Origin of the sequence: Dyadobacter frigoris, assembly GCF_005280585.1 — a bacterium.
GTDB lineage: Bacteria > Bacteroidota > Bacteroidia > Cytophagales > Spirosomataceae > Dyadobacter > Dyadobacter frigoris.
This window is the reverse complement of record NZ_SZVO01000008.1, coordinates 229965-251192: the sequence shown is the minus strand read 5'-3', so window position 1 is coordinate 251192 and position 21228 is coordinate 229965. Positions and strand designations below refer to the sequence as shown.

Sequence of the window (21228 nt, the reverse complement as noted above, 5' to 3'; positions counted from 1 at the left end):
ACCGGCTGTTACACAGCCAGTTCGCCTGCGGCAGTTGCCATAAATTGCTTTATTTCCTGACTATATTCCAGAATATTTTTTTCTTTCAGGGTGCTGCTCCATCCCAGTTCCTCTCCCATTAGATCCGCTACTTCGGGCAGACATTTCAACGTTGTGTACCAATCCGTAATTTCCAAACGGATTCTTCTTGCCAAAATATCTCTTGGCGTTATCGCCATTTCTTTACGGACACTGTAAATTATTTCTGCTTTGATATAAGGATAATTTGAGTCAAGTTTTTCGTTAAGCGCAGGATTGTCCCTAACAAGTTTTCCAATTTCACTAGCCCTTGAACCATATTTACTCACCAAATGCTTGCTCACATCTTCCGGCAAATTAAAATCCTTGACAAGAAACTTCCAGGAATTATAATCAAAATTCGCGCCACCAGTCAGTAAATGATCTGCTGTTTTACATTCATTACTTTTTCCAAAAATAAGATCTGCCTGATCAATGGTATCTTTCGCCATCAAACGGTACGTCGTCCACTTCCCACCTAACAAACTTACAAGCCCGGAAACCTTATCTATTTCAATTTCATGGTCTCTCAGCAATGTTTTTGTGGACTTATGCGGATCAGCAGACAGCAATGGCCGTAATCCACCATAACCCGCTTTGATTTTTGAAATATCGATCTCTTTATCCAGATATGGATTTAAGGTATTTACCAGATAGTCAACTTCTTTTTTATTTAAAACAGGCTCATTTACGATATCTTGCGAATCTGTATCGGTTGTCCCAAGCAGCATAGAACCTTCAAAAGGTATAGCAAAAACGACTCTTCCATCCGGTGTTTTCGGAATCAGCATGGCGTTTTCACTATTCAAAACTTCATAAGGAAGAACTACATGAACCCCTTTACTCGGCCTGATCCGGCTCTGTAAAGCACTATTTGCAAAATGCCGGATTTTATCAGAAAATGGTCCGGTACAGTTAATCACAATTTTAGTATTAATCGTAAATTCTTCCTCAGACTGTGTATCCCGAACCTGAACACCATTTAATTTCCCATCCTGACTTTTTTCAAATCCGCTCACTTCGATATAATTGGCTACTGCTGCTCCCGCTTCCGAAGCAGAAGTTGACAAGGCAAGACAATACCGCGCATCATCCAGCTGACCATCATAGTACATAACAGCACTGTGCAATTTGCTTCTGTTCAGTGTAGGCATTTTCGCTAAGACCTCTTCCTTTTTTAACCACTTGCTTTTTGGCAGAGAATCGTTTGTTGCAAACCAGTCGTACATTCTAAGACCAATACTAAAATAAAGCCCTTCAATCCAGGAATTTACAGGAGTCATTAATGCCAGTGGCCTGGCCAGGTGGGGTGCATTATTCAATACAATATGCCTTTCTTCAAGTCCGTGACGCACCTGCTTTAATTGTGCAAAATCAAGATTTTTGAAAGCTTGTTCAAGATAACGAACACCACCATGAATCAGTTTTGTAGAACGTGAAGAGGTTTCTGAAGCAAAATCTTTTCGGTCAATTAGCGCCACTTTATAGCCTCGTAAAACTGCATCCAACGCGCAACCCGCACCGCTTGCCCCCGCGCCAATTATACAAATATCAAAATGCTCATTTTTTAATCTTAGGAGTGACTCGTTACGATTCATGCAAAGCGGGTATAATATTTGTTTTAGTTCTTCAAATGCAAAAGTACAAAGTTGAGCATTGTTATTGCATTAAATTATTGATAAAATAAATTCTATAAATGATGTGACCACTTTGCTATTTTTCCGTCTGAGAGTTGTTGTATTTAAAAAATACAGTAGCTTTGAACTCAATAGTTAAACTTTTTTTACACACAAAAAACAAATTTTACAATGGGACTAATGTCATTTTTTCAGGGAGTAGGAGAAAAAATTTTCCACAAAGAAACCGCAGCAGCTCCAACGCCGGAGACAGAACCACTTCGTGCCAGCGCTCTTTTAGCTCACGTAAAGCAACTTGGACTGGCATATAATTCCCTTTCTGTAAAAACTGCTACCGATACTGTAACCATCGAAGGGGAAGTTGCCAAACAGGAAGACGCAGAAAAAATTGCTCTTGCAGTTGGCAATGTTGAAGGAGTCAAAATTGTAGATAACCGCTTAAAGGTTGCTACGCCTGCTCCGGAAGCTACTTATCATACTGTTGTAAAAGGAGATACACTTTCTCTGATTGCGAAAGCAGTTTACGGAGATATGATGAAATATCCGATTATTTTTGAAGCGAACAAACCGATGTTAACGCATCCTGATAAAATTTATCCGGGCCAGGTTTTGAGAATTCCGGCACTTTAATTTAGCTGTTGCCTTTTAGGTATTAGCTTTTAGCTAAATATCAGACATAAAAAAATGACAACTCTTTCGGGTTGTCATTTTTTTATGTCGAAGAAGACTGATAATTAATCTTCTGCTGCGATTACGTTCAAAGTTACTTTGTGTTTCACTTCTTTGTGTAGATCGATAAGTGCTGAGTAAGTACCAACAGATTTTACATCATCAACAGTAATTTTCTTACGGTCAATATCAAAACCTTTTGATTTAAGTACGTCTGCAACCTGAGTGTTGGTAACACGTCCGAAAATACGGCCGCTTTCTCCCACAACAGTGCGAATGTCAATGATCAAATCGCCGATTGCAGCAGCAACATCTTCTGCATCTTTCTTAAGCTTTTCAGCTTTGTGAGATGCCTGACGTACGTTTTCAGCAACGATTTTACGATTAGAGTCATTAGCCAATAAGGCAAAACCCTGCGGAATAAGGTAATTACGACCGAAACCCGCTTTTACGTTCACGATGTCGTTCTTATAACCTACTCCGGCAATATCAGTTATTAGTATGATTTCCATTGTTAGTATCTCTTTCTATTTTATTTCAATTGATCAGCAACAAATGGCAATAAAGCCAAATGACGTGCTCTTTTAATTGCCTGAGATACTTTACGCTGGTATTTCAAGCTAGTACCTGTAAGACGACGTGGCAAGATCTTTCCTTGCTCATTTACAAGTTTCAACAAAAAGTCAGGATTCTTGTAATCAATGTATTTGATGCCTGCTTTCTTAAAGCGGCAATATTTTTTGCGGTTGATATTTTTTTCAACCGGTTCGTTTACGAGTGACATAGCTTATGCTTCGGTTTTAGATTCAGTTGTTTCTTCCTTCTTTCTGCCAATCAGACCTTTACGTTTTTTCTCGTTGTAAGCAAGAGAATGTTTGTCAAGGGCAATTGTTAAAAAACGCATAATGCGTTCGTCGCGACGGAATTCCGTTTCCAAAACATCAACAACGGCTCCATCTTCTGATGAATACTCAAACACATTGTAATAACCTGTGTTTTTCTTTTGAATGGGGTAGGCTAGCTTACGCAATCCCCAGTTTTCTTCGTGTACAAGTGAACCACCATTCTCAGTGATCAGCGTACGGAATTTTTCAACGGCGTCCCTCATCTGAGCCTCAGACAAGATGGGAGTTAGAATGAACACCGTTTCATACTGCTTAGACATACGGCAAATATTTAAATATAAATTGATTTTAATACTCATTCGGGATTACTGGAATCCATAATGAGGGTGCAAAAATAGGGCTTGGAATTGACAATTCCAAGCCCTATTTGTATTTATCAGAAAGTTAGACTGTTATAGGTTATTTAACCGTAAAATCTCCCTGTCCGATTTTGAATCCTTCGCTATAAACTTCAACTGCATATTTACCATCTTTCATCGGAATTCCACCGCGGCCATAGAAAATATCGACTGACTGACGGCTATTGGTGAAGTTAACAGTTTGCTTCGAGCTGTAAATCATTTCTTTACCATTGAAACTGAATGCGCCTGAGCCGGTTGCCATATCCGAAAGTACCGCTCCATCAGGATCCAGAATGCGCAGATAAATATCTTTCTCGTTTTGTTTCGCGACTGCATTTTCTCCAAGTTTGAAGCTAACTCTCAATTTATCAATTCGTTTTGCTCTGAACTTATCACCGTCACGTTCTTTTCCTTTTGCAGAAACTGCATGAATCAAAAGTTCTTCAGTACGTAACGCGGATGCCAACGTTACTTTGTCCGCCAACTCACGGTTTTGAGCCGAATAGTTATTAACCGAATCATTCAATTGCTGTTTTTCAGATTCAAGTCCCGTTACCTGCTGGCTCAGTTCCTGGTTTTTATTTGTTACAATACCCAGTTCTTCACGCAAATTAGCAATTTCGGTATCCTTCTGAGATAAAACGTTTTCATAGGATTTAATCTTCTTGTTGAAATTCGCAGCAGAGAAATTATTTACATTTTTCAGCTCCTCTTTATCTTTTTCAAGTTGTTTTTTCAATTCAATCAAAGAAGAAACGCTTCCGCCCAATTGTTGTATCTCTGCAATTTTTGTATCAAGTTCGGCAGATATAGAATCAAGTTTTGTTTTGGTAAACAAAACTTCTTCGGTTTTTGCTGTGATAATATCGTCCTTAACTCTATTTTCCTGTTTTTCGTGATAGATAAAATAAACAAGTACCAAATTAAGCAACCCTAAAACAGCCAGAGCAGCCCATAAAAGAGTTTTTCGATCTTGCTTTTGTTCTTGATTATAGTCCATAAAGAGAGTTAATTTTTTAATTAGTTGGTAAAAGAACTATGTTTTTTTCAATTTTGAAATAAGTTAGAGCCTATTTGTGAAAACTAACTTTCAAATATTCGGTATAAATCATTCATTATCAAAAATTTCATATCCATATAATGCCTGAAATTGCTCAAAACATCAAGCAAATTGAAGATCAGTTACAACAAAAAGCACGGTTAATTGCTGTAACTAAAACTAAACCAATTGAGGCTCTGGAAGAAACCTATCAGGCAGGATTCCGTTGTTTTGGAGAAAACAAAGTTCAGGAAATGACGGCAAAGTACGAAGTTTTACCCAAAGATATCGAATGGCACATGATTGGGCACCTTCAATCGAATAAGGTAAAATACATGGCACCCTATGTTTCCATGATTCATTCCGTTGATAATTTCAAACTTTTAAAAGAGATCAATAAGGAAGCGGCAAAAAACAAACGGGTTATTGACTGTCTTCTTCAAATATTTATAGCTGAGGAAGAGACAAAATTTGGCCTGTCTGATGAAGAAGCAAAAGAAATCCTGGAATCTGAGGCACTCGTTTCGCTTACCAATATCCGGATCGTTGGCCTGATGGGCATGGCTTCCAATTCTGATGATGAAGAAAAGGTACGCCTGGAATTTCGTCATCTAAAAACGCTTTTCGATTCTTTCAAAACATATGAGAAAGCTAACGTTGAAATGCGTGAACTTTCCATGGGTATGAGCGGAGATTTTCTGCTCGCAGTGGAAGAAGGAAGTACGTTAGTGCGGGTTGGCAGCGCTATTTTCGGTGCAAGATAATTCACTATTAATTTTAAAGAGGGAATTATAAGAATATTATTCTCTCTTTAAAATAGCTTTATCAAGCACACTGACCACTTTTTCTTTTACAAATTCAAAGGAAAGCTCAGAACACATTTTCCCTTCCTGACGTACAAAAAAAGCATTTTCCTGCCGCCCGTAACTTCCCGAATAAGGGTTATACGAAGGAAAAGCGCCCAAAGATCCCATTAAAATAACGCCTGCTGTACCTACAGCATTAGCCAAATGCGACGGACCACTATCAAGACCAATGAAAAAATCAGCCCTTTTGATAACTTCGGCGGTTTCCAGAATGGACAATTGTCCGCACAAATTTCTGTAATTCATTTCCTTTGTTGTTAAATTACTTTTCAGACCAATTTCAACAATTTTGTAAGAATAATTTTCAGAAAGCCATTTCACAAGTTGATCCCAACGCTCTGCGGGCCAGTCTTTTGGCACATAATTGGATTGACAATGTATGACAACAAAACGTTCCGGCAAATGTAGAGAATCAGCTTTTTGCCTATGCTGATCCTGTAAATATAATCTGGGCTGATCATCAGCCGGAAATGAAATTTTGCTATTAATTAAATCTGCCGTCTGAGCAAAAACTTCAAGTAAATTTCCGAAGTTAAAGTAAGTATGTACATTGATTCCTTTTCGGTCAGCAATTGGATTCCCGATGGAAACCTGGCATTTGGTACAATGATTATTGTTGCTGAATTGAAGTGGATATATCTTATCAAAAACATTTTTTTCAAACAAAACCCTACGCTGGGTTACACAAAACTCTCCGAAAGTTTCATCCACCGATGGGTTAAAATCGATTAATTCGTGATAGGACGGCTTAACAAACCATACGATATGAGCATTTGGATGTAGCGAACGGACATATCTGCCAATAGGTTCAGCGGCTACAATATCTCCGAAATGTTCGGTTCTTACAATCGCAATCAGTTTCTGTCCTTTTGCAAATTTCGCCTTTTTTGTTTTGAAATAAATCCAGGCCTGGTAAGCCAAAAAGTGAGCTTTAAGAATATGTGAATACTTAAAATAGCGGTGTGTCCAAAGCTGCCTGAAACGTTCTATTGTCATTTTGTAATCTTTTCCCGGATATTATATTTCAAGATTGCTGATTCTGCCTGCAAGTTAAAATAAATTTCCGTCAAAGAGTTGGTTGTCCTTTTTCTCAAACCTAACTTTGCTCATAAGTAATCACGACAGAGTAGCAAACTTTCAACGCTCAGTTTATATGAAATTTATTATTCAGGCAGGCGGCATTTTTGGCGCCTTAGCCGTAGCACTTGGCGCTTTTGGCGCACACGCATTAAAAGGAATGCTTGAAGCATCTGGCAGAATGGAAACTTTTGAAACTGCAGTAAAATATCAATTCTACCACGCTTTGGCCATGGTTTTGGTGGGACTTTTGCTGCAACGGGCGGGAGAAGATGCAGTAAAATTATTGGCTTGGTCCGGTCATGCGTTTATTTTTGGGGTAATCATATTCTCAGGATCATTATATGCGATCTGTTTCACAGGTATAACAAAATTTGGTGCAACTGCGCCTATTGGCGGTTTGCTTTTGATTGCAGGCTGGATTTTGTTAATAATGGCGGCAGGGAAATTGGCTTAAATTTCTTCTATTAAGCAAGGTGATTCCCATTAATTAACTGATAATTTACAGGTTGACTGTTGATCATAAGTTTATTATATTTGTTTAAAAGGATAACAAATGATAATTGAACAGCAAAATCAGGATCTGATTATAAGAGTTACCGCACCGGCTGATATCAGAGCGACTCAAAAGGTTGTGGACTACCTTAATTTGATGGAATCTATTTCCAAAAATCAGGGAACAGAGGAGCAAGCTACCGAATTAGCTCGTGATGTTCACAACGAATGGTGGATAAAAAACCGCAGTTTGTTCATTAGATGATCGTCATCATTGACATGAATATTATGTTTAGTGCAGTAATTGCACCAGACAGCCGGATAGGACAAATAATTGCTCACCCCTCATCTCCATTTGAGAAAATAAGCTGTTATTATGCTTTCATTGAGTTATTTAAACATCAACCCAAAATTATAAAATATTCAAAAAGATCTCAAAACGAGGTTTTGGATATTTTGTATGCAGCACTCAGACATATTGAGTTTTTTAACGAGACACTAATCGAACAACAGCATTGGAAAGAGGCTGAACGTTTAACCATTGGTGTCGATGCTTTTGATATTAATTATGTAGCCCTGGCTTTGCAGACAAACGGCTGGCTATGGACAGGAGATAAAAAACTAGTCAACCATTTAAATGCGTTAGGCTTTGACCGTACAATTAGCACTAGCGAATTATTTGAAAAATTGATTTAAACTTTCTCTATAATTTCTGTAAAAATTATCCTCTCGAAAGCGTAAACGGTCTTTGCGCATCTATCTTTAAAAAGATAAAAAGCAAAACAGAAAATGACCATAATGAAGATCCTCCATAACTGAAAAACGGCAGAGGAATTCCAATAACCGGCATTAACCCGATTGTCATTCCGACATTTACCAAAAAGTGGAAAAAGAAAATTCCGGCGACACAGTAACCATACACACGTGCGAATCTGCTTCGCTGTCGTTCTGCCAGGACAACAAGACGGGAAATCAGTAAGATAAATAGAGAAACTACTACCGCGGTTCCAACAAAGCCGTGCTCCTCGCCTACTGTACAGAAAATAAAGTCGGTACTTTGTTCGGGTACGAAGTCAAATTTTGTTTGTGTTCCCTGTAAAAATCCTTTTCCTGTAAATCCGCCCGAGCCAATCGCAATTTTGGATTGAATTACATTCCAGCCAATTCCACGGGGATCAGAATCCGGATCCAGAAGTACCATAATACGTCCACGCTGATGCTTTTGTAAGACGTTATTCATGAAAAAATCTACCCCAAAAACAATTGATATCATGACAAAAGCAATTAAAACAGTTGCCATAAGTCCTCCCCTCCGACGCGTCATAACCGGCATTACCCAGATCACAATTCCTGCAATAAAGATAATTGCACCGGCAATGTACCAGGAGTTATAAAGCAAAGAAATAATTAGCAAGGCCGCTGAAACGATACCAATCGCCGGAATAAAACCAGGCATTCCTTCCCTGTAAAGAATAATAGCAAATGATGCAAAAACAAGCATGGAACCCGTTTCATTTGACAAAAGAATCAAAAAAGAGGGAAGTGCGATAATTCCTAAAATTGGGTAGTAGTCTTTGAGCTTTCTGGTTAAACTAATGGCCGGATCACTTAAATATTTCGATATCGCTAAACTAACAGCAAGGTTCGCAAACTGAGCTGGTTGTAAAGAAATAGCTCCAAACTTGATCCAGGATCTTGATCCATTGATATTAGACCCGGCAAATAAAACGACGACCAATAGAAATATTACTATCGCATAAATGATAAACGAGAACGTCTCATAAAATTTATAATCGATGACTAAAATGCAGATAATCAATATAAAAGTAGTACCGATCCACATCAGCTGCTTACCGGCATTATTCGATAAATCGAAAATACTGCTATGTGTTTCCGGATTGTAAACAGCTGCATAAATATTGACCCATCCTATGCCAAGACATGCGATATAGATCAGCACGACCATCCAATCGACATTTTTGGTTATGGGTTTTCCCTCTTCCATTACTTAACTTTTATACTATTGATGAATTAACGACTATTGAACTGACTGGAATCAAAATCTCTTAAACCAGTTAATCTCCGACGGAATTGGTTTTTCAAGCGGCGCCATCGGAATTCCCTGTCTTCTTTTAACTGTATCTTTGGCAACTGGCTTAGGCGGAGCTGGCAGAATTACGTTTTTCATAAAATCCGCTTTCATGATCCTTTCTTCCAACGCCTTGTTTGTAATTTTCCTGGTCAGGTATTTTTCAATGATAAGGTTGGCAATCGGTGCTGCTGCTGAACCGCCTGCACCCGCATTTTCAACAAAAACTGCTATGGCGATTTTCGGATCATCCACTGGCGCGAAAGCGATAAAAATAGAATGGTCCATCCCTCTTTTATTTTGGGAAGTCCCTGTTTTACCAGCGATTTCAATCCCTTCAACTTTTGATCTTCTGGCCGTTCCACCTTCTACTGCCCCCACCATTCCTTCAATCACCGGTTCAAAATTATGAGGCGCAACACCGGTTTCATGTCGTACTGTAAAATCAGGATTTACTGTTCTGCTTTCTCCAACACTATGAATAACGTGAGGAGTATAGTAATAACCCCTGTTTGCAATAATGGCAGCCACATTCGCCATTTTCAAAGGCGTGATCAAAATTTCACCCTCCCCGATACTTAATGAATAAATGTTTGAGAATTTCCAGCGATTTTCTCCGTAGATCTTATCGTAATATTTTTTATCAGGTAAATTACCTTTTCGCTCACTTGGCAAATCAATTCCCAGCTGTTGGCCTATACCAAATTTACTGATCCTATCATGCCAGACGTCCAACCCGGCAGCGGATGCTTTGAAGGTGTTTGAAATTTTATTATTGTAAATAATCCGACGAAAAACATTGTAGAAATAAGGATTACAAGAATGCGTTACCCCCAGCGCAACTGTTGGGGTACCGGGGTGATTGTGGCAGCCAATCGGACAATTTGCGTGGGTGAAACCACTATTTGGTGTAATGACTCCTTCCTGCAAACCGATCAGGGCCTGAATTAATTTAAAAGTAGAACCTGGTCGGTAACTCGCCATGACCGGACGATTAAACAAAGGCTTGTATGGATTCCGGTAAAGTGCCGTATAATTTTTCGAAAAATGCCTTGTCGCCAAAAAATTGGGATCGTAGGTCGGAGCAGAAACCATGGAAATAATCTGCCCGGTCTTTGGTTCGATCGCAACGACACTTCCTACTTTGTTCATCATTAAACTATCCGCATATTGCTGAATATCGATATCTATTCCTGAGTAAAGATTGGCTCCCGCAACCGCCATCGTATCCAACTCACCGCCTTTCCAGGCACCCTTGTAAACACCGCTTACATTTTGCATTACAAACTTGGTACCGCGTTTTCCCCGCAGTTCGTTTTCATAAATTTTTTCGATACCCGTTTGTCCAATATAATCGCTTTGACGATAGTACGGCTCTTCCTGCTTTTCCAGCTGTTTTTTACTAATTTCACTTACATAACCCAACGTGTTGGCAAGCGTCGCACCTTTGTAAGTCCGCATAGAACTTTTTGCAAATTCAAAACCGGAATAATCCACCATAATATCCTGGATAGATGCGAAATCTTCCTTGGATAATTGTCGCAAAAACAACGACGGTTTAACTCTGGAATAAGCACTGGCTGCGGTAATGAGGCTGTCAAATTCACGTTTTTCAATGCCAAGTACTCTGCAAAAACGCAGCGTATCGTCCACCTTTACTTTGTAAGGCGTAACCAGCAAATCATAAACAGGTGTATTGTATACAATCAATTTCCCGTTGCGGTCATAAATCTGGCCGCGGAAAGGAACTTCAATTACACGTTTGATGGAGTTACTGGATGATTCTATGGAATAACTTTCATCCAGGACTTGTAAATAAAATAAACGAAACAGGTAGATAAAACCTATTAAAGCAAAAAAGCCAATAATAACAAAGCGACGATTTTCAAGCATTCTGCACTAAATATTCCTGTTCTCACAATTTTCACACGAAGTTCGTGATATCGAAAGACTTATCAAAGCGCTTTGATACCTAAAATATCATACTTTATTCTCCCGTCGGAACCACCATGATTACATCCTCTTTATCAATCACTACGGCACCTTCCGGAAGTCCTTTGGGTTTACGAACATATTTTTTTGGGGTAACAATAACCGGACACAAACTATCCGTCCGCCTTTTTGAATGCCAGGCGGCCAGCTGTGCGGCTCTTTCGATCACAGGAGCAGGAAATTTTTTACCTGATTGATGTTTTATTACAACGTGAGAGCCCGTAACGTCTCTTGCGTGCAGCCACAAATCTTCCTTATGCGCATATTGTTTGGTTAGCAAATCGTTGTTTTTAGCATTTTTCCCGATCAAAATCGAAAAACCCAGAAAGTCTATTTTTTTGAATAAATCCGCTTGTTCTACCGAAACTGCATTTCCGCCACTCAATCCATTTGCTTTGATAAATGTACGGAGCTCTCGTAATAATTCGATGGCTTCAATCGATTTTACAAACCCCGTCATTCTCTCTTTCTCCTTTTCTCTTGCATCAAGACTATCGTGCAAACGGGCAATTTCTATTTTTTCGTTTTTTGATTTCCGATAATATCCCTCCGCTGTTTTCTGTGGCGTAAGATCTTTTTTCAGACGTATTTTTATTGGTTGGTCACGATAAAAATCATATAATTCCACTGTTTCTGCCCTTTCTGGAATCTGATGAAGATTTGCCATAATAATATTGGCGATTTCATCATTTTTGGTTCCCTCTTCCAGCTCGACTAATTTTTTAAATGTATTCTCGAGATAATTTTCAGTTTGCGAAATACGCTTTTTCAGTATTCTTAGTATCTCCGCTTTTTCTTTTTCAATACCCGTCAGACGAATAAATGCATAGTAATAAGCATTTAACGCTTCAATCGGATTGCTATAAGTTTCTACAATTTCTCCTGCCGGCAACAAGGAAAGTACCGGTACAAGCTCGATGTTAGTAATATAAAAAACAGGATTTTTAAGTTGATTTAAAACAGACTGAACAATATTCCACCGCTCTTCTGGTTTGGTTATTTCTTTTAATAAACCATTCAGATATTTATTTACAAGTTTCCCAAAAGTCGGAAAAAGAGGCTCAAACCGCAGGTCATTTTTTTCAAAAGCTTCAAAGGACTGATCAATCGGCCGGTCCAGCGTTTCGAGCGAAAGTGTTAAGTCAGTTGCAAGCTTATTATTAAATAATTGATTAACAGCTCCGTTCTTATCAAAAGCAATAAGGTTGGAACGGTTTCCAAATAGCTTTAAAACCAGAACTTCACCATTTTTAAAAATGATTTCAATAGCTCTTTCATTTGTAAAAACCCGCACATGAACAATCTGCCGGTTGTATAAATGTGTGAAAAGATTGACACTGTTTCTACGCGCCCGGTCAAACTTGTCTGGAAAGCTCAGACAGGCGAAATCAGAACGTAAAGTAGCTTTGATAAAGAAAGGTTTTTGTAAAACCTCATCAATTTCAGATTCAGCAAAAACCAAAACAATCTCATCCTTTTCCTGACTGAATGCTTCAATGAATTTTTTTCCGGTCAATTCCTGATTAAGGCGCGGAGCAAGTTTTTTTAAGAAGTAATAATTTTGGTGCACTTTGTTTGTTTTAACTTTTTGTTTTTCTTGCGATTCTTTCGTCAAAACCTGCTTTTCCTACTACCAGCTATGGTTACACAGAGAAACACGGAGCTAAAAAGAGGGGCACCGAGTTTTTTATTCAACTCAAATTTATCGCCAACTGATGTCTCGAAACTTCCTCTGAATAACCATTTATTTCAAGCCATTCTTCATTATAATAAGTATTCATATAACGTTCTCCCGAATCACATATTAGCGTAACAATCGAACCCGCTTCTCCGTTTGCTTTCATTTCTTTTGCCAATTCCAATACGCCCCAGAAATTTGTTCCGGTTGAACCGCCAACTCTTTTATTTAGCAAAGTAGTAAGCTTTAACATGGCAGCAAAACTTCCCGCATCAGGTACCTGAATCATATGATCAACAACTGTTCTTAAAAACGATGGCTCTACTCGCGGCCTGCCGATTCCTTCAACTCTTGATCCAATTTCACTGCAAAGTTCCGGATCGTTATTTTTCCAAAAGTCATAAAAAACCGAATTTTCAGGATCCACAACGCAGATTTGCGTGGCATGTTGTTCATAACGCACATAGCGGCCAAGTGTCGCCGAAGTTCCTCCGGTGCCGGCGCCTGTTACAATCCATTTTGGAACCGGATGATTTTCATATTTCATCTGACGGAAAATAGATTCGGCAATATTGTTGTTTCCCCGCCAGTCCGTTGCCCTTTCTGCGAAAGTAAACTGGTCCATAAAATGTCCTCCGGTTTCCTGCGCAATCTGGTGTGAAGCCTCGTATACTTCTGCCGGATGATTTACAAAATGACATCTTCCACCATAAAACTCAATCGCCTGAATTTTGTCCGGACTAGTTGATTTTGGCATAACGGCCACAAATGGCAGCCCTAAAAGTTTTGCAAAATAGGCTTCTGAAACTGCCGTGGAACCGCTTGAAGCTTCAACAATTGTCGTTCCTTCATGGACCCAGCCATTACAAATCGCATACAAAAATAAAGATCTTGCCAACCTGTGTTTCAAACTGCCGGAAGGATGTGTAGATTCATCTTTGAAATAAAAATCAATATCCGGGAAAGAGGGAAGTTGCAGGAAAATAAGATGTGTATCTGCGGAACGCTGGTAATCCGATTCAATTTTTGAAATGGCACTTCCGATCCAGGAAGTTTTATCTATATGTAATGGGTGGTTCATTTATAGGCTGATCTTAGACTTTGCAATAATTTACACAAAGATTACAGCTTAATTATGGAAAGCAATTTTGATAATTGATTTTACATTACTTATGATAGATGCTATTACTTCGATTTACTTAAATTCCATTTTATCATGGACTAATTCTTAGAGGTAATTATTGAAGTAAGCTTTATTTTTAACTGATATCTTGTTATTCAGAATATTTCCAGCAACATTTTCCTTAGAAATGTTAATAAACCCCAATAGCAATACGCCGAAAGTGAAAAGTCTGGTACCGTCCAATTTCTACAATTCCAAAACCAACCCATCATAAGCCAGCCTCACATTCGGCGGCAATTCCTTTTCAACCTCAGCGTGCAATCCAAGTTTATGACTAATATGTGTCAGATAAGCCATCGGGACATTGAGTTTGTCAATTAATTCCAGTGCTTGTGAAAGTGTAAAATGAGAAAGATGCGGTTCTTTTTGAAGTGTGTCAAGAACTAAAACCCGTGTTCCTGCAATTTTTTCCTGTTCTATTTCGGAGATATAATTCGCGTCGGTTATGTAGGTAAAATCACCGACACGGTAGCCATAAACGGCTAACTTATAATGCATCACTTCAATTGGAATAAACGTAACACCCTGAACATCAAAAGGTTCGTTTTCTATTGGATGCAGCTCAAAATGTGGAACGCCGGGATACCGTTTTTCCTGAAAGGCGTAAGCAAATTCTACCTGAATCTGGTTCAAAACTTCCTGACGCCCATAAAGCGGAATATCTTTCCCATGACGATGATTGAAGGCTCGTGCATCATCCAGACCAGCTGTATGATCTTTATGCTGATGTGTATAAATGATAGCATCAAGCTCCCGGACATTGGCACAAAGCATTTGCTGCCGAAAATCCGGACCGGTATCAATTACAAAAGATTTTCCATGAACCTGAATCCAGACGGAGGTTCTGAGTCGTTTGTCGTGGAAATCAGTTGAACGGCAAACGACACAATCACAAGCAATAACGGGTACTCCTTGTGATGTGCCGGTTCCTAAAAATGTAATCTTCATGCAACAAACTATTCTGTCAAATGCGCAACCACTTCTACCAAACGGTCAAAGTTCAACGGTTTCATAAGCGCATCGTCGAATCCGGCTTCTTTAAAGTCTTCTTCCGAATAGTTTTTGGCGTTGCCAGTTATCGCTACAATTGGTGTTTTCGCCTTGTCAGCATTTGCCAATTTTCTAATATTCCGTGCACACTCCATTCCATCCATCACAGGCATATTGATATCCAGCAAAATGATGTCAAAATCTTCCTTTTCAAGAAGCTGTAACACTTGTTCTCCATTCTTTACGGAAGTAATCTCATAATGTTGAAATTCCAGAATCTTCCTTGCCAGATTTTGAATTACTGAGCTGTCTTCGGCAATGAGTACTCGTTTTGTGTAGGACATATAATGGATCAGGTATTGTTTTTTAATTATTTGGCAGGTGAATTTAGGTATATTTCATTCAACAACGCAAATTCCGGAGCCGGGAAGTTCCAAAATTATCATAAAAAAATAAATAATCCGGTTCTGATTTTTACAAACGCATATTTCAGATGTAAGTTTGTAATTCTTTTTACTAATTGATTTGCAATATTATGTTCAAAAATAAAGTAATACGCTGGAGTACCCTGGCGATGCTTGTGGCAATCCTCGCTTATTTTTTTATTGAAAATTTTAGTTCCGGCAATGCTGAGGCCGATAAAGATGATTTGATAGCAGCAAATCCTCAGCAATACATCGACAAAATCACACAGGAAAGGGTTTCGAAAGACGACCAGTTCCGGACAACAAAAGACTCCCCTATTCAGGATAAAGATAACTTTCACGGGCTTCATTATTTTGACATCGATCCATCTTTTCGTGTTAAAGCATTTATCACACCTTACGAAAAAAAGGATATTGAACTTAAGGTTCCATATACTGACGGAAGCACAACTACCTATGAAAAAATGGGTTATGCTAATTTCAGTCTGAATGGCGTAGCACAAAAACTTTTGCTGTTAAAAAATGAAGCCGTTATATCTGTTCTTTTCAAAGATGCAACCAGTGGAAAAGAAACGTATGGCGGCGGAAGATATCTTGATTATCCTGTTTCTAAAATAAAAGGCGATTCACTGGTCCTTGATTTTAACACGGCCTATAACCCATATTGCGTTTATGCGCCAACCTACGCGTGCCCTGTACCCCCAAAAGAAAATACTTTATCAGTAGCAATTCGCGCGGGAGAACAAGGAAATCATTAATTTTGTTAAAATATTAATCAGGGAATAAAGATAAGAGGTTTAAAACCACTTCTCACCTCGTACCTATATAAAATACCCGCATGAAGATCTCGTATAAGTGGCTTAAAGAATTAATTGAAATTACTGAATCTCCCGAAGAAATAGGTGTATTACTCACCGGAACAGGCCTGGAAGTAGAAGGAATTGAAGAAGTTGAATCCATAAAAGGTGGCTTGAAAGGCGTTGTAATTGGTGAAGTACTGACTTGTGAAAAACATCCTGAGGCAGATCGTTTAAAAATAACGACTGTTGATGTTGGTTTGGAACAACCCCTGAATATTGTTTGCGGCGCTCCAAATGTAGCGGCCGGACAAAAAGTAATTGTAGCCACCGTTGGTGCTACATTATATCCAACGGGTAACGAAGAACCATTGGTTTTGAAAAAATCAAAAATCAGAGGAGCGGTTTCAGAAGGTATGATTTGCGCAGAAGATGAATTAGGTCTTGGCGAATCTCACGCCGGAATTCTTGTTTTGGATACTGATCTTCCAAACGGAACACCGGCATCAGAATATTTCGGAATTTCGTCTGATTTCATGATCGAAATCGGATTGACACCAAACCGTGCGGATGCAGCCTCACATTATGGAGTAGCGCGTGACTTGAAAGCGGTGTTAAATCGTGCAATCAAATTACCTTCGGTTGAATCTTTTGCTGTTGAAAATCATAATTTACCAATTACGGTAACGGTTGAAAATGAAGAAGCTGCACCACGTTATGCAGGTGTTACGATTACAGGAATAAAAGTTTCTGATTCTCCAGAGTGGTTAAAACAACGCTTGGCGACAATTGGAATTCGCTCCATTAATTCAATCGTTGATATTACCAATTTCATTTGCCATGATCTTGGTCAGCCAATGCATGCCTTTGATGCAGATAAAATTACTGGTAATAAAATTATAGTAAAAACGGTAGCGGCTGAAACTCCATTTGTGACGTTGGATGGACAGGAAAGAAAACTTTCTGATCTTGATCTGATGATCTGTAATGAAACGGAACCGATGTGTATCGCCGGAGTTTTCGGTGGATTAACTTCGGGTGTAACGGCAGAAACAACTTCTATATTTTTAGAATCTGCTTATTTTGATCCAGCCTGGGTTCGTCGTACGGCACAGCGTTTTAGTTTGAAAACAGATTCTTCTTTCCGGTTTGAAAGAGGTACAGATCCACATATGCCGGTTTATGCGTTAAAACGTGCGGCGCTTTTAGTGAAAGAAATCGCGGGCGGAACAATATCGTCTGATCTTATTGATTTATATCCAAACGCCGCTTATGATTTCGAAGTGAATGTCAAATATCGCCACATCGACAGGCTTCTCGGAAAACCTCTGGATAAATCTTTGATCAAAACAATTCTTAACGGATTGGATATCTCGGTTGTTGACGAAGATGAAAATGGGTTCCTTGCTGTCGTCCCTCTTTACCGTGTGGACGTGCAGCGCGAAGCGGATGTGATCGAGGAAATTCTGCGTATTTATGGTTTTGGTCAAATTGAATTATCAGCCGGTTTAAGTTCTGATTTCCTTTCTGATTTCCCGGTTAACGATCCTGAGAAATTAAAAATGCGCCTTTCGGAATTGTTGGCTGCCAACGGATATAACGAAATCATTACAAACTCTTTGACAAAACCTGAACCGCAGGCTTCGTTGGGAGAAAGTGTTTTTGGCAATCCGGTTAAGATTTTAAATTACCTGAGTGAAGATTTGTCGGTAATGCGCCAGACTTTAATTTTCTCAGGTTTAGAGGTAATTGCTTACAATACGAATCGCCGCCAGAAAGATCTTAAGATTTTCGAATTCGGTAAAACATATCATGAGTTAAATGGAAAGTATTCTGAAAAAGAGCGTCTGGCGCTTTTCATCTCGGGAAATTTCCAGGAGGAAACCTGGCTTGAAAAGTCGAGAGATGTGACTTTCCATGATCTTGCTGCTTCTGTAAACCAGGTATTGTCAGCAATGAAAGTAAAAAATGTTGAGAAAGAAGCTGCAGACGCTAATATTTTCCAACAAGGCATTACTTTGACTTTGAATAAAAAACCGCTGGTAACTTTTGGTTTATTAAAATCCGCAATTACCAAAAAAGGTGATATCAAATCTCCGGTTTATTTCGCTGATTTCGACTGGGATTATTTGCTTCGCCAATATAATTATGCCGTTCAGTTCAAAGAAGTTTCCCGTTTCCCGGAAGTAAGAAGAGATTTATCGCTGGTTGTTGAAAAGAAAATCACGTTTGAAGAACTTCGTCAGATCGCTTATAAAACAGAAAAACAATTATTACGTTCAGTAAATGTTTTTGATGTGTACGAAGGAGCAAACCTGGAAGGGAAAAAGTCTTATTCGATCAGTTTCATATTACAGGATGATCAGCAAACGCTGACCGATAAAGTAATTGAAAAATCGATGCAGCGGTTGATCACTACCTATGAGCGCGAATTGGGAGCAGTCATTAGAAAATAATGGTTATGCTCCGTTTTGTTGATACGGATTTTAAGGGAAATAAAGGTTTTGTAAAACGTACAAACGATAGTAGAACCGGGCGGGAATCCGTTCGGTTTTAGATTTTAACTGCGGCTAGCTCCGCTTTCGTCAAAAAAATGGAAGAGCTCACTCCCCGAATGATTGAAAGAAAATTGTCCGACTTGGAGAAGAAGTTGGACATCTTAATCATGACGAAAGAGAAACTAAGTTGGTCAGTTTCAGAATTACTACGTGAAAACTCGGAGTTGCGCAATAACAACAACGAGTTAAAAGAAGAAGTAAAAGAAATAAAGAAAAAATACACTACTTTGCAAAAAGACTTTAATAAGTCTAAAACTTTCGTTAAAATTGTCACTAGTAAACTGACACCAACAGGCGGTTTGGCCGAACTGAAAGAATCCGTTGAACGATATATTGAAGAGATCGATAAGTGCATTGAATTGCTTGAAGATACCTTATGAAAAATAATCATATACCCAATCCCGATGTTTCAGTCTTCATTAAGATACTTGACAGAGGTTTTAAGTTGAGTGTTCCGGCGGACCAGGAAATATTTTACAGGGATGGTTATGATACATTCATGGAAAGAGTACGAATAATTAAGAATAAAGGAAAAGGGAAAGGTTACGACGATATCGAGGCTATAGCGCTTGCTTCTATTGAGTGCCTGGTGGCATTGCAAAGGAATCAGGCAGAGACGGAACGTCTTATGTCAATGTTCGATAACAGGGTGAATATTCTGGATGAAAAAGTGTCAGAAGGTATCCCTAATTAAGTCAGTAAATTTCTGCCTTGCAGACAGATAAGTAGTTTGTCTGTAATCATTTAAACTTTTTATTAATCGTAAAAGATCTCCTTATAACCGTAAAACAGAGAAGTTCGGCATTTTAAACGCATGTAGTCGGTAGAACCCAACTATTGTAAACACATTACTAAAATGTCAAATTCTTTAATTTTTATTGTCCTTCTATCTGATATCATTGCACTGGGTGTAGGGGTATTTGCAGGTAAATACATTTTCAAAAAATCTTTCGATCAAAAAGAAAAAGAAGCCCAGGACAGGGCCGCGGAGATCGTACGCAATGCAGAGCAATCTGCTGAAAATATTAAAAGAGACCGTATTCTTGAAGCAAAGGAAAAGTATCTGCGACTGAAAACAGAATTTGAAGAAGAATCGAACAAGAAAAGAGTAATCCTTCAGACAAACGAACAAAAACTGAAACAGCGCGAACAAAGTCTTCAGCAAACTGTTGAGCAGAGCAAGCGCAAGGAAGCGGAAGTTGAAACACTCAAAACAAACCTGACGCATCAGCTTGAAACCGCTACTAAAAAACGTGAGGAAGCTGAAAAAATGCTAAGTCAGCAAGTTTCACAACTTGAAAAACTGGCTAATTTGACTGCTGATCAGGCAAGAGAACAATTGGTGGATGCATTGAAAGCAGAAGCTGATACCAGAGCAGGTTCCTACGTGAAAAGCGCCATGGAAGAAGCCCGTCTGACTGCGACAAAAGAAGCGAAGAAAATCGTTATTGAAACCATCCAGCGCACGGCCGCAGAACATGCGATCGAAAACTGTGTATCCGTTTTCAATATTGAAAATGATGATATTAAAGGTAAGATTATTGGACGTGAGGGACGCAATATTCGTGCTTTGGAAGCTGCAACCGGCGTTGAGATTATAGTAGACGATACTCCGGAAGCGATCGTAATTTCCGGATTTGATCCTGTTCGCCGTGAAATTGCCCGTCTTTCCTTACACCGTCTGGTTCAGGATGGACGTATTCACCCGGCACGTATTGAAGAAGTTGTTGCTAAAACGCGTAAAAATATTGACGACGAAATCGTTGAAATTGGCGAGCGTACTGTGATTGATATGGGTATTCACGGTTTGCACCCTGAGCTTGTAAAAATGATCGGCCGTATGCGTTTCCGTTCTTCTTATGGACAAAATCTTTTGCAGCATTCAAGAGAAGTGGCAAAGCTTTGTGCAACTATGGCGGCGGAATTAGGGTTAAATACTAAACTGGCAAAACGTGCGGGTCTGTTACATGATATCGGAAAAGTTTGGCCGGAAGAATCAGATTTGCCGCACGCAATTCTGGGTATGGAGCTTGCCAAAAAATTCAAGGAAAATCCGGAAGTATGTAATGCAATCGGAGCTCACCATGATGAAATTGAAATGACAAGCATTTTGTCTCCGATCATCCAGGTATGTGATGCGATCTCAGGTTCCCGTCCGGGAGCTCGTCGCGAGATGATGGAATCTTATATTCAGCGTCTGCGTGATCTTGAAAATATGGCCATGTCCTTTGATGGTGTTGAGAAATGTTATGCAATCCAGGCAGGTCGTGAACTTCGTGTGATCATCGATGCCGATAACGTTTCTGATGAAAAAGCGGGTATGCTTTCTTTTGACATCTCGCAAAAAATTGAAAAAGAAATGCAGTATCCGGGACAAATAAAAATTACTGTAATCCGCGAAATGCGCTCAGTGGCTTATGCGCGGTAAAC

The 21228-nt window shown here is 39.1% G+C and carries 22 protein-coding genes; 10 read left to right on the top strand and 12 right to left on the bottom strand.

Going from position 1 to position 21228, the window contains the following annotated elements:
* Window positions 1-8 precede the first annotated feature (8 nt).
* On the bottom strand, window positions 9-1655 hold the full coding sequence (locus tag FDK13_RS18300; protein WP_137341460.1) for a glycerol-3-phosphate dehydrogenase/oxidase: 1647 nt from the start codon (window positions 1653-1655) through the stop codon (window positions 9-11).
* 210 nt (window positions 1656-1865) lie between these two features.
* Here FDK13_RS18300 and lysM point away from each other — a divergent pair, with 210 nt between their 5' ends.
* Entirely contained in the window at window positions 1866-2324 is a 459-nt protein-coding gene (gene lysM / locus FDK13_RS18295; protein ID WP_137341459.1) for a peptidoglycan-binding protein LysM, read from the top strand.
* Window positions 2325-2428: 104 nt separating this feature from the next.
* Here the strand turns inward: lysM and rplI are convergent, their stop codons facing one another.
* The 4 genes from rplI to FDK13_RS18275 all read right to left on the bottom strand — a co-directional run bounded on the left by rplI (window position 2429) and on the right by FDK13_RS18275 (window position 4609).
* Window positions 2429-2875, bottom strand: a complete 447-nt coding sequence (rplI, locus tag FDK13_RS18290) for a 50S ribosomal protein L9 (RefSeq protein WP_137341458.1) — start codon at window positions 2873-2875, stop codon at window positions 2429-2431.
* Window positions 2876-2895: 20 nt separating this feature from the next.
* Entirely contained in the window at window positions 2896-3147 is a 252-nt protein-coding gene (gene rpsR / locus FDK13_RS18285) for a 30S ribosomal protein S18 (protein WP_015811483.1), read from the bottom strand.
* Between the two features lie 3 nt (window positions 3148-3150).
* A complete protein-coding gene (gene rpsF, locus FDK13_RS18280; RefSeq protein ID WP_137341457.1) occupies window positions 3151-3528 on the bottom strand; it encodes a 30S ribosomal protein S6 in 378 nt (125 codons plus the stop codon).
* Window positions 3529-3667: 139 nt separating this feature from the next.
* Window positions 3668-4609 (bottom strand): DUF8428 domain-containing protein, encoded by a 942-nt coding sequence (locus tag FDK13_RS18275; protein ID WP_137341456.1) that lies wholly within the window; start codon window positions 4607-4609, stop codon window positions 3668-3670.
* A gap of 140 nt (window positions 4610-4749) precedes the next feature.
* Between FDK13_RS18275 and FDK13_RS18270 the strand changes: the two genes are divergently transcribed.
* A complete protein-coding gene (locus tag FDK13_RS18270) occupies window positions 4750-5412 on the top strand; it encodes a YggS family pyridoxal phosphate-dependent enzyme (RefSeq protein ID WP_137341455.1) in 663 nt (220 codons plus the stop codon).
* 36 nt (window positions 5413-5448) lie between these two features.
* Here the strand turns inward: FDK13_RS18270 and FDK13_RS18265 are convergent, their stop codons facing one another.
* Window positions 5449-6510, bottom strand: coding sequence for a glycosyltransferase family 9 protein (locus FDK13_RS18265; protein ID WP_137341454.1), 1062 nt, complete (start codon window positions 6508-6510; stop codon window positions 5449-5451).
* 157 nt (window positions 6511-6667) lie between these two features.
* Here FDK13_RS18265 and FDK13_RS18260 point away from each other — a divergent pair, with 157 nt between their 5' ends.
* The 3 genes from FDK13_RS18260 (at window position 6668) to FDK13_RS18250 (ending at window position 7782) form a co-directional block, all read left to right on the top strand.
* On the top strand, window positions 6668-7048 hold the full coding sequence (locus tag FDK13_RS18260; RefSeq protein WP_137341453.1) for a DUF423 domain-containing protein: 381 nt from the start codon (window positions 6668-6670) through the stop codon (window positions 7046-7048).
* 99 nt (window positions 7049-7147) lie between these two features.
* Window positions 7148-7351 carry a hypothetical protein gene (locus FDK13_RS18255; protein ID WP_137341452.1) on the top strand — a complete coding sequence of 68 codons (204 nt, stop codon included), beginning with the start codon at window positions 7148-7150 and terminating at the stop codon, window positions 7349-7351.
* Complete coding sequence (locus tag FDK13_RS18250; RefSeq protein ID WP_137341451.1) at window positions 7348-7782, top strand: PIN domain-containing protein; 435 nt, start codon at window positions 7348-7350, stop codon at window positions 7780-7782. The genes FDK13_RS18255 and FDK13_RS18250 overlap by 4 nt, the downstream gene beginning before the upstream one ends.
* 25 nt (window positions 7783-7807) lie before the next feature.
* On the opposite strand, the gene rodA is transcribed toward FDK13_RS18250, so the two are convergent.
* The 6 genes from rodA to FDK13_RS18220 form a co-directional block, all read right to left on the bottom strand.
* Window positions 7808-9091 (bottom strand): rod shape-determining protein RodA, encoded by a 1284-nt coding sequence (gene rodA, locus FDK13_RS18245; RefSeq protein WP_137341450.1) that lies wholly within the window; start codon window positions 9089-9091, stop codon window positions 7808-7810.
* A gap of 51 nt (window positions 9092-9142) precedes the next feature.
* The gene (mrdA, locus tag FDK13_RS18240) at window positions 9143-11068 is read right to left on the bottom strand and encodes a penicillin-binding protein 2 (protein WP_137341449.1); all 1926 of its coding nucleotides are present in this window, start codon (window positions 11066-11068) and stop codon (window positions 9143-9145) included.
* A 94-nt stretch (window positions 11069-11162) separates the two neighbouring features.
* Window positions 11163-12737 carry an NFACT RNA binding domain-containing protein gene (locus FDK13_RS18235; RefSeq protein ID WP_137341448.1) on the bottom strand — a complete coding sequence of 525 codons (1575 nt, stop codon included), beginning with the start codon at window positions 12735-12737 and terminating at the stop codon, window positions 11163-11165.
* 121 nt (window positions 12738-12858) lie between these two features.
* Complete coding sequence (locus tag FDK13_RS18230) at window positions 12859-13926, bottom strand: PLP-dependent cysteine synthase family protein (RefSeq protein ID WP_137341447.1); 1068 nt, start codon at window positions 13924-13926, stop codon at window positions 12859-12861.
* Window positions 13927-14214: 288 nt separating this feature from the next.
* On the bottom strand, window positions 14215-14976 hold the full coding sequence (locus FDK13_RS18225; RefSeq protein ID WP_137341446.1) for an MBL fold metallo-hydrolase: 762 nt from the start codon (window positions 14974-14976) through the stop codon (window positions 14215-14217).
* Window positions 14977-14984: 8 nt separating this feature from the next.
* Window positions 14985-15362, bottom strand: a complete 378-nt coding sequence (locus FDK13_RS18220; protein ID WP_137341445.1) for a response regulator — start codon at window positions 15360-15362, stop codon at window positions 14985-14987.
* 191 nt (window positions 15363-15553) lie between these two features.
* On the opposite strand from FDK13_RS18220, the gene FDK13_RS18215 reads away from it, so the two are divergent.
* From FDK13_RS18215 to rny, 5 genes are all read left to right on the top strand, one after another.
* Window positions 15554-16201, top strand: coding sequence for a DUF1684 domain-containing protein (locus tag FDK13_RS18215; protein WP_137341444.1), 648 nt, complete (start codon window positions 15554-15556; stop codon window positions 16199-16201).
* 80 nt (window positions 16202-16281) lie between these two features.
* Complete coding sequence (gene pheT, locus FDK13_RS18210) at window positions 16282-18696, top strand: phenylalanine--tRNA ligase subunit beta (RefSeq protein ID WP_137341443.1); 2415 nt, start codon at window positions 16282-16284, stop codon at window positions 18694-18696.
* A gap of 137 nt (window positions 18697-18833) precedes the next feature.
* Window positions 18834-19178 carry a hypothetical protein gene (locus FDK13_RS18205; protein WP_137341442.1) on the top strand — a complete coding sequence of 115 codons (345 nt, stop codon included), beginning with the start codon at window positions 18834-18836 and terminating at the stop codon, window positions 19176-19178.
* Complete coding sequence (locus FDK13_RS18200; RefSeq protein ID WP_137341441.1) at window positions 19175-19492, top strand: cell division protein ZapA; 318 nt, start codon at window positions 19175-19177, stop codon at window positions 19490-19492. The genes FDK13_RS18205 and FDK13_RS18200 overlap by 4 nt, the downstream gene beginning before the upstream one ends.
* A gap of 162 nt (window positions 19493-19654) precedes the next feature.
* Window positions 19655-21226 (top strand): ribonuclease Y, encoded by a 1572-nt coding sequence (rny, locus tag FDK13_RS18195; RefSeq protein WP_137341440.1) that lies wholly within the window; start codon window positions 19655-19657, stop codon window positions 21224-21226.
* The last annotated feature ends 2 nt before the right edge of the window (window positions 21227-21228 follow it).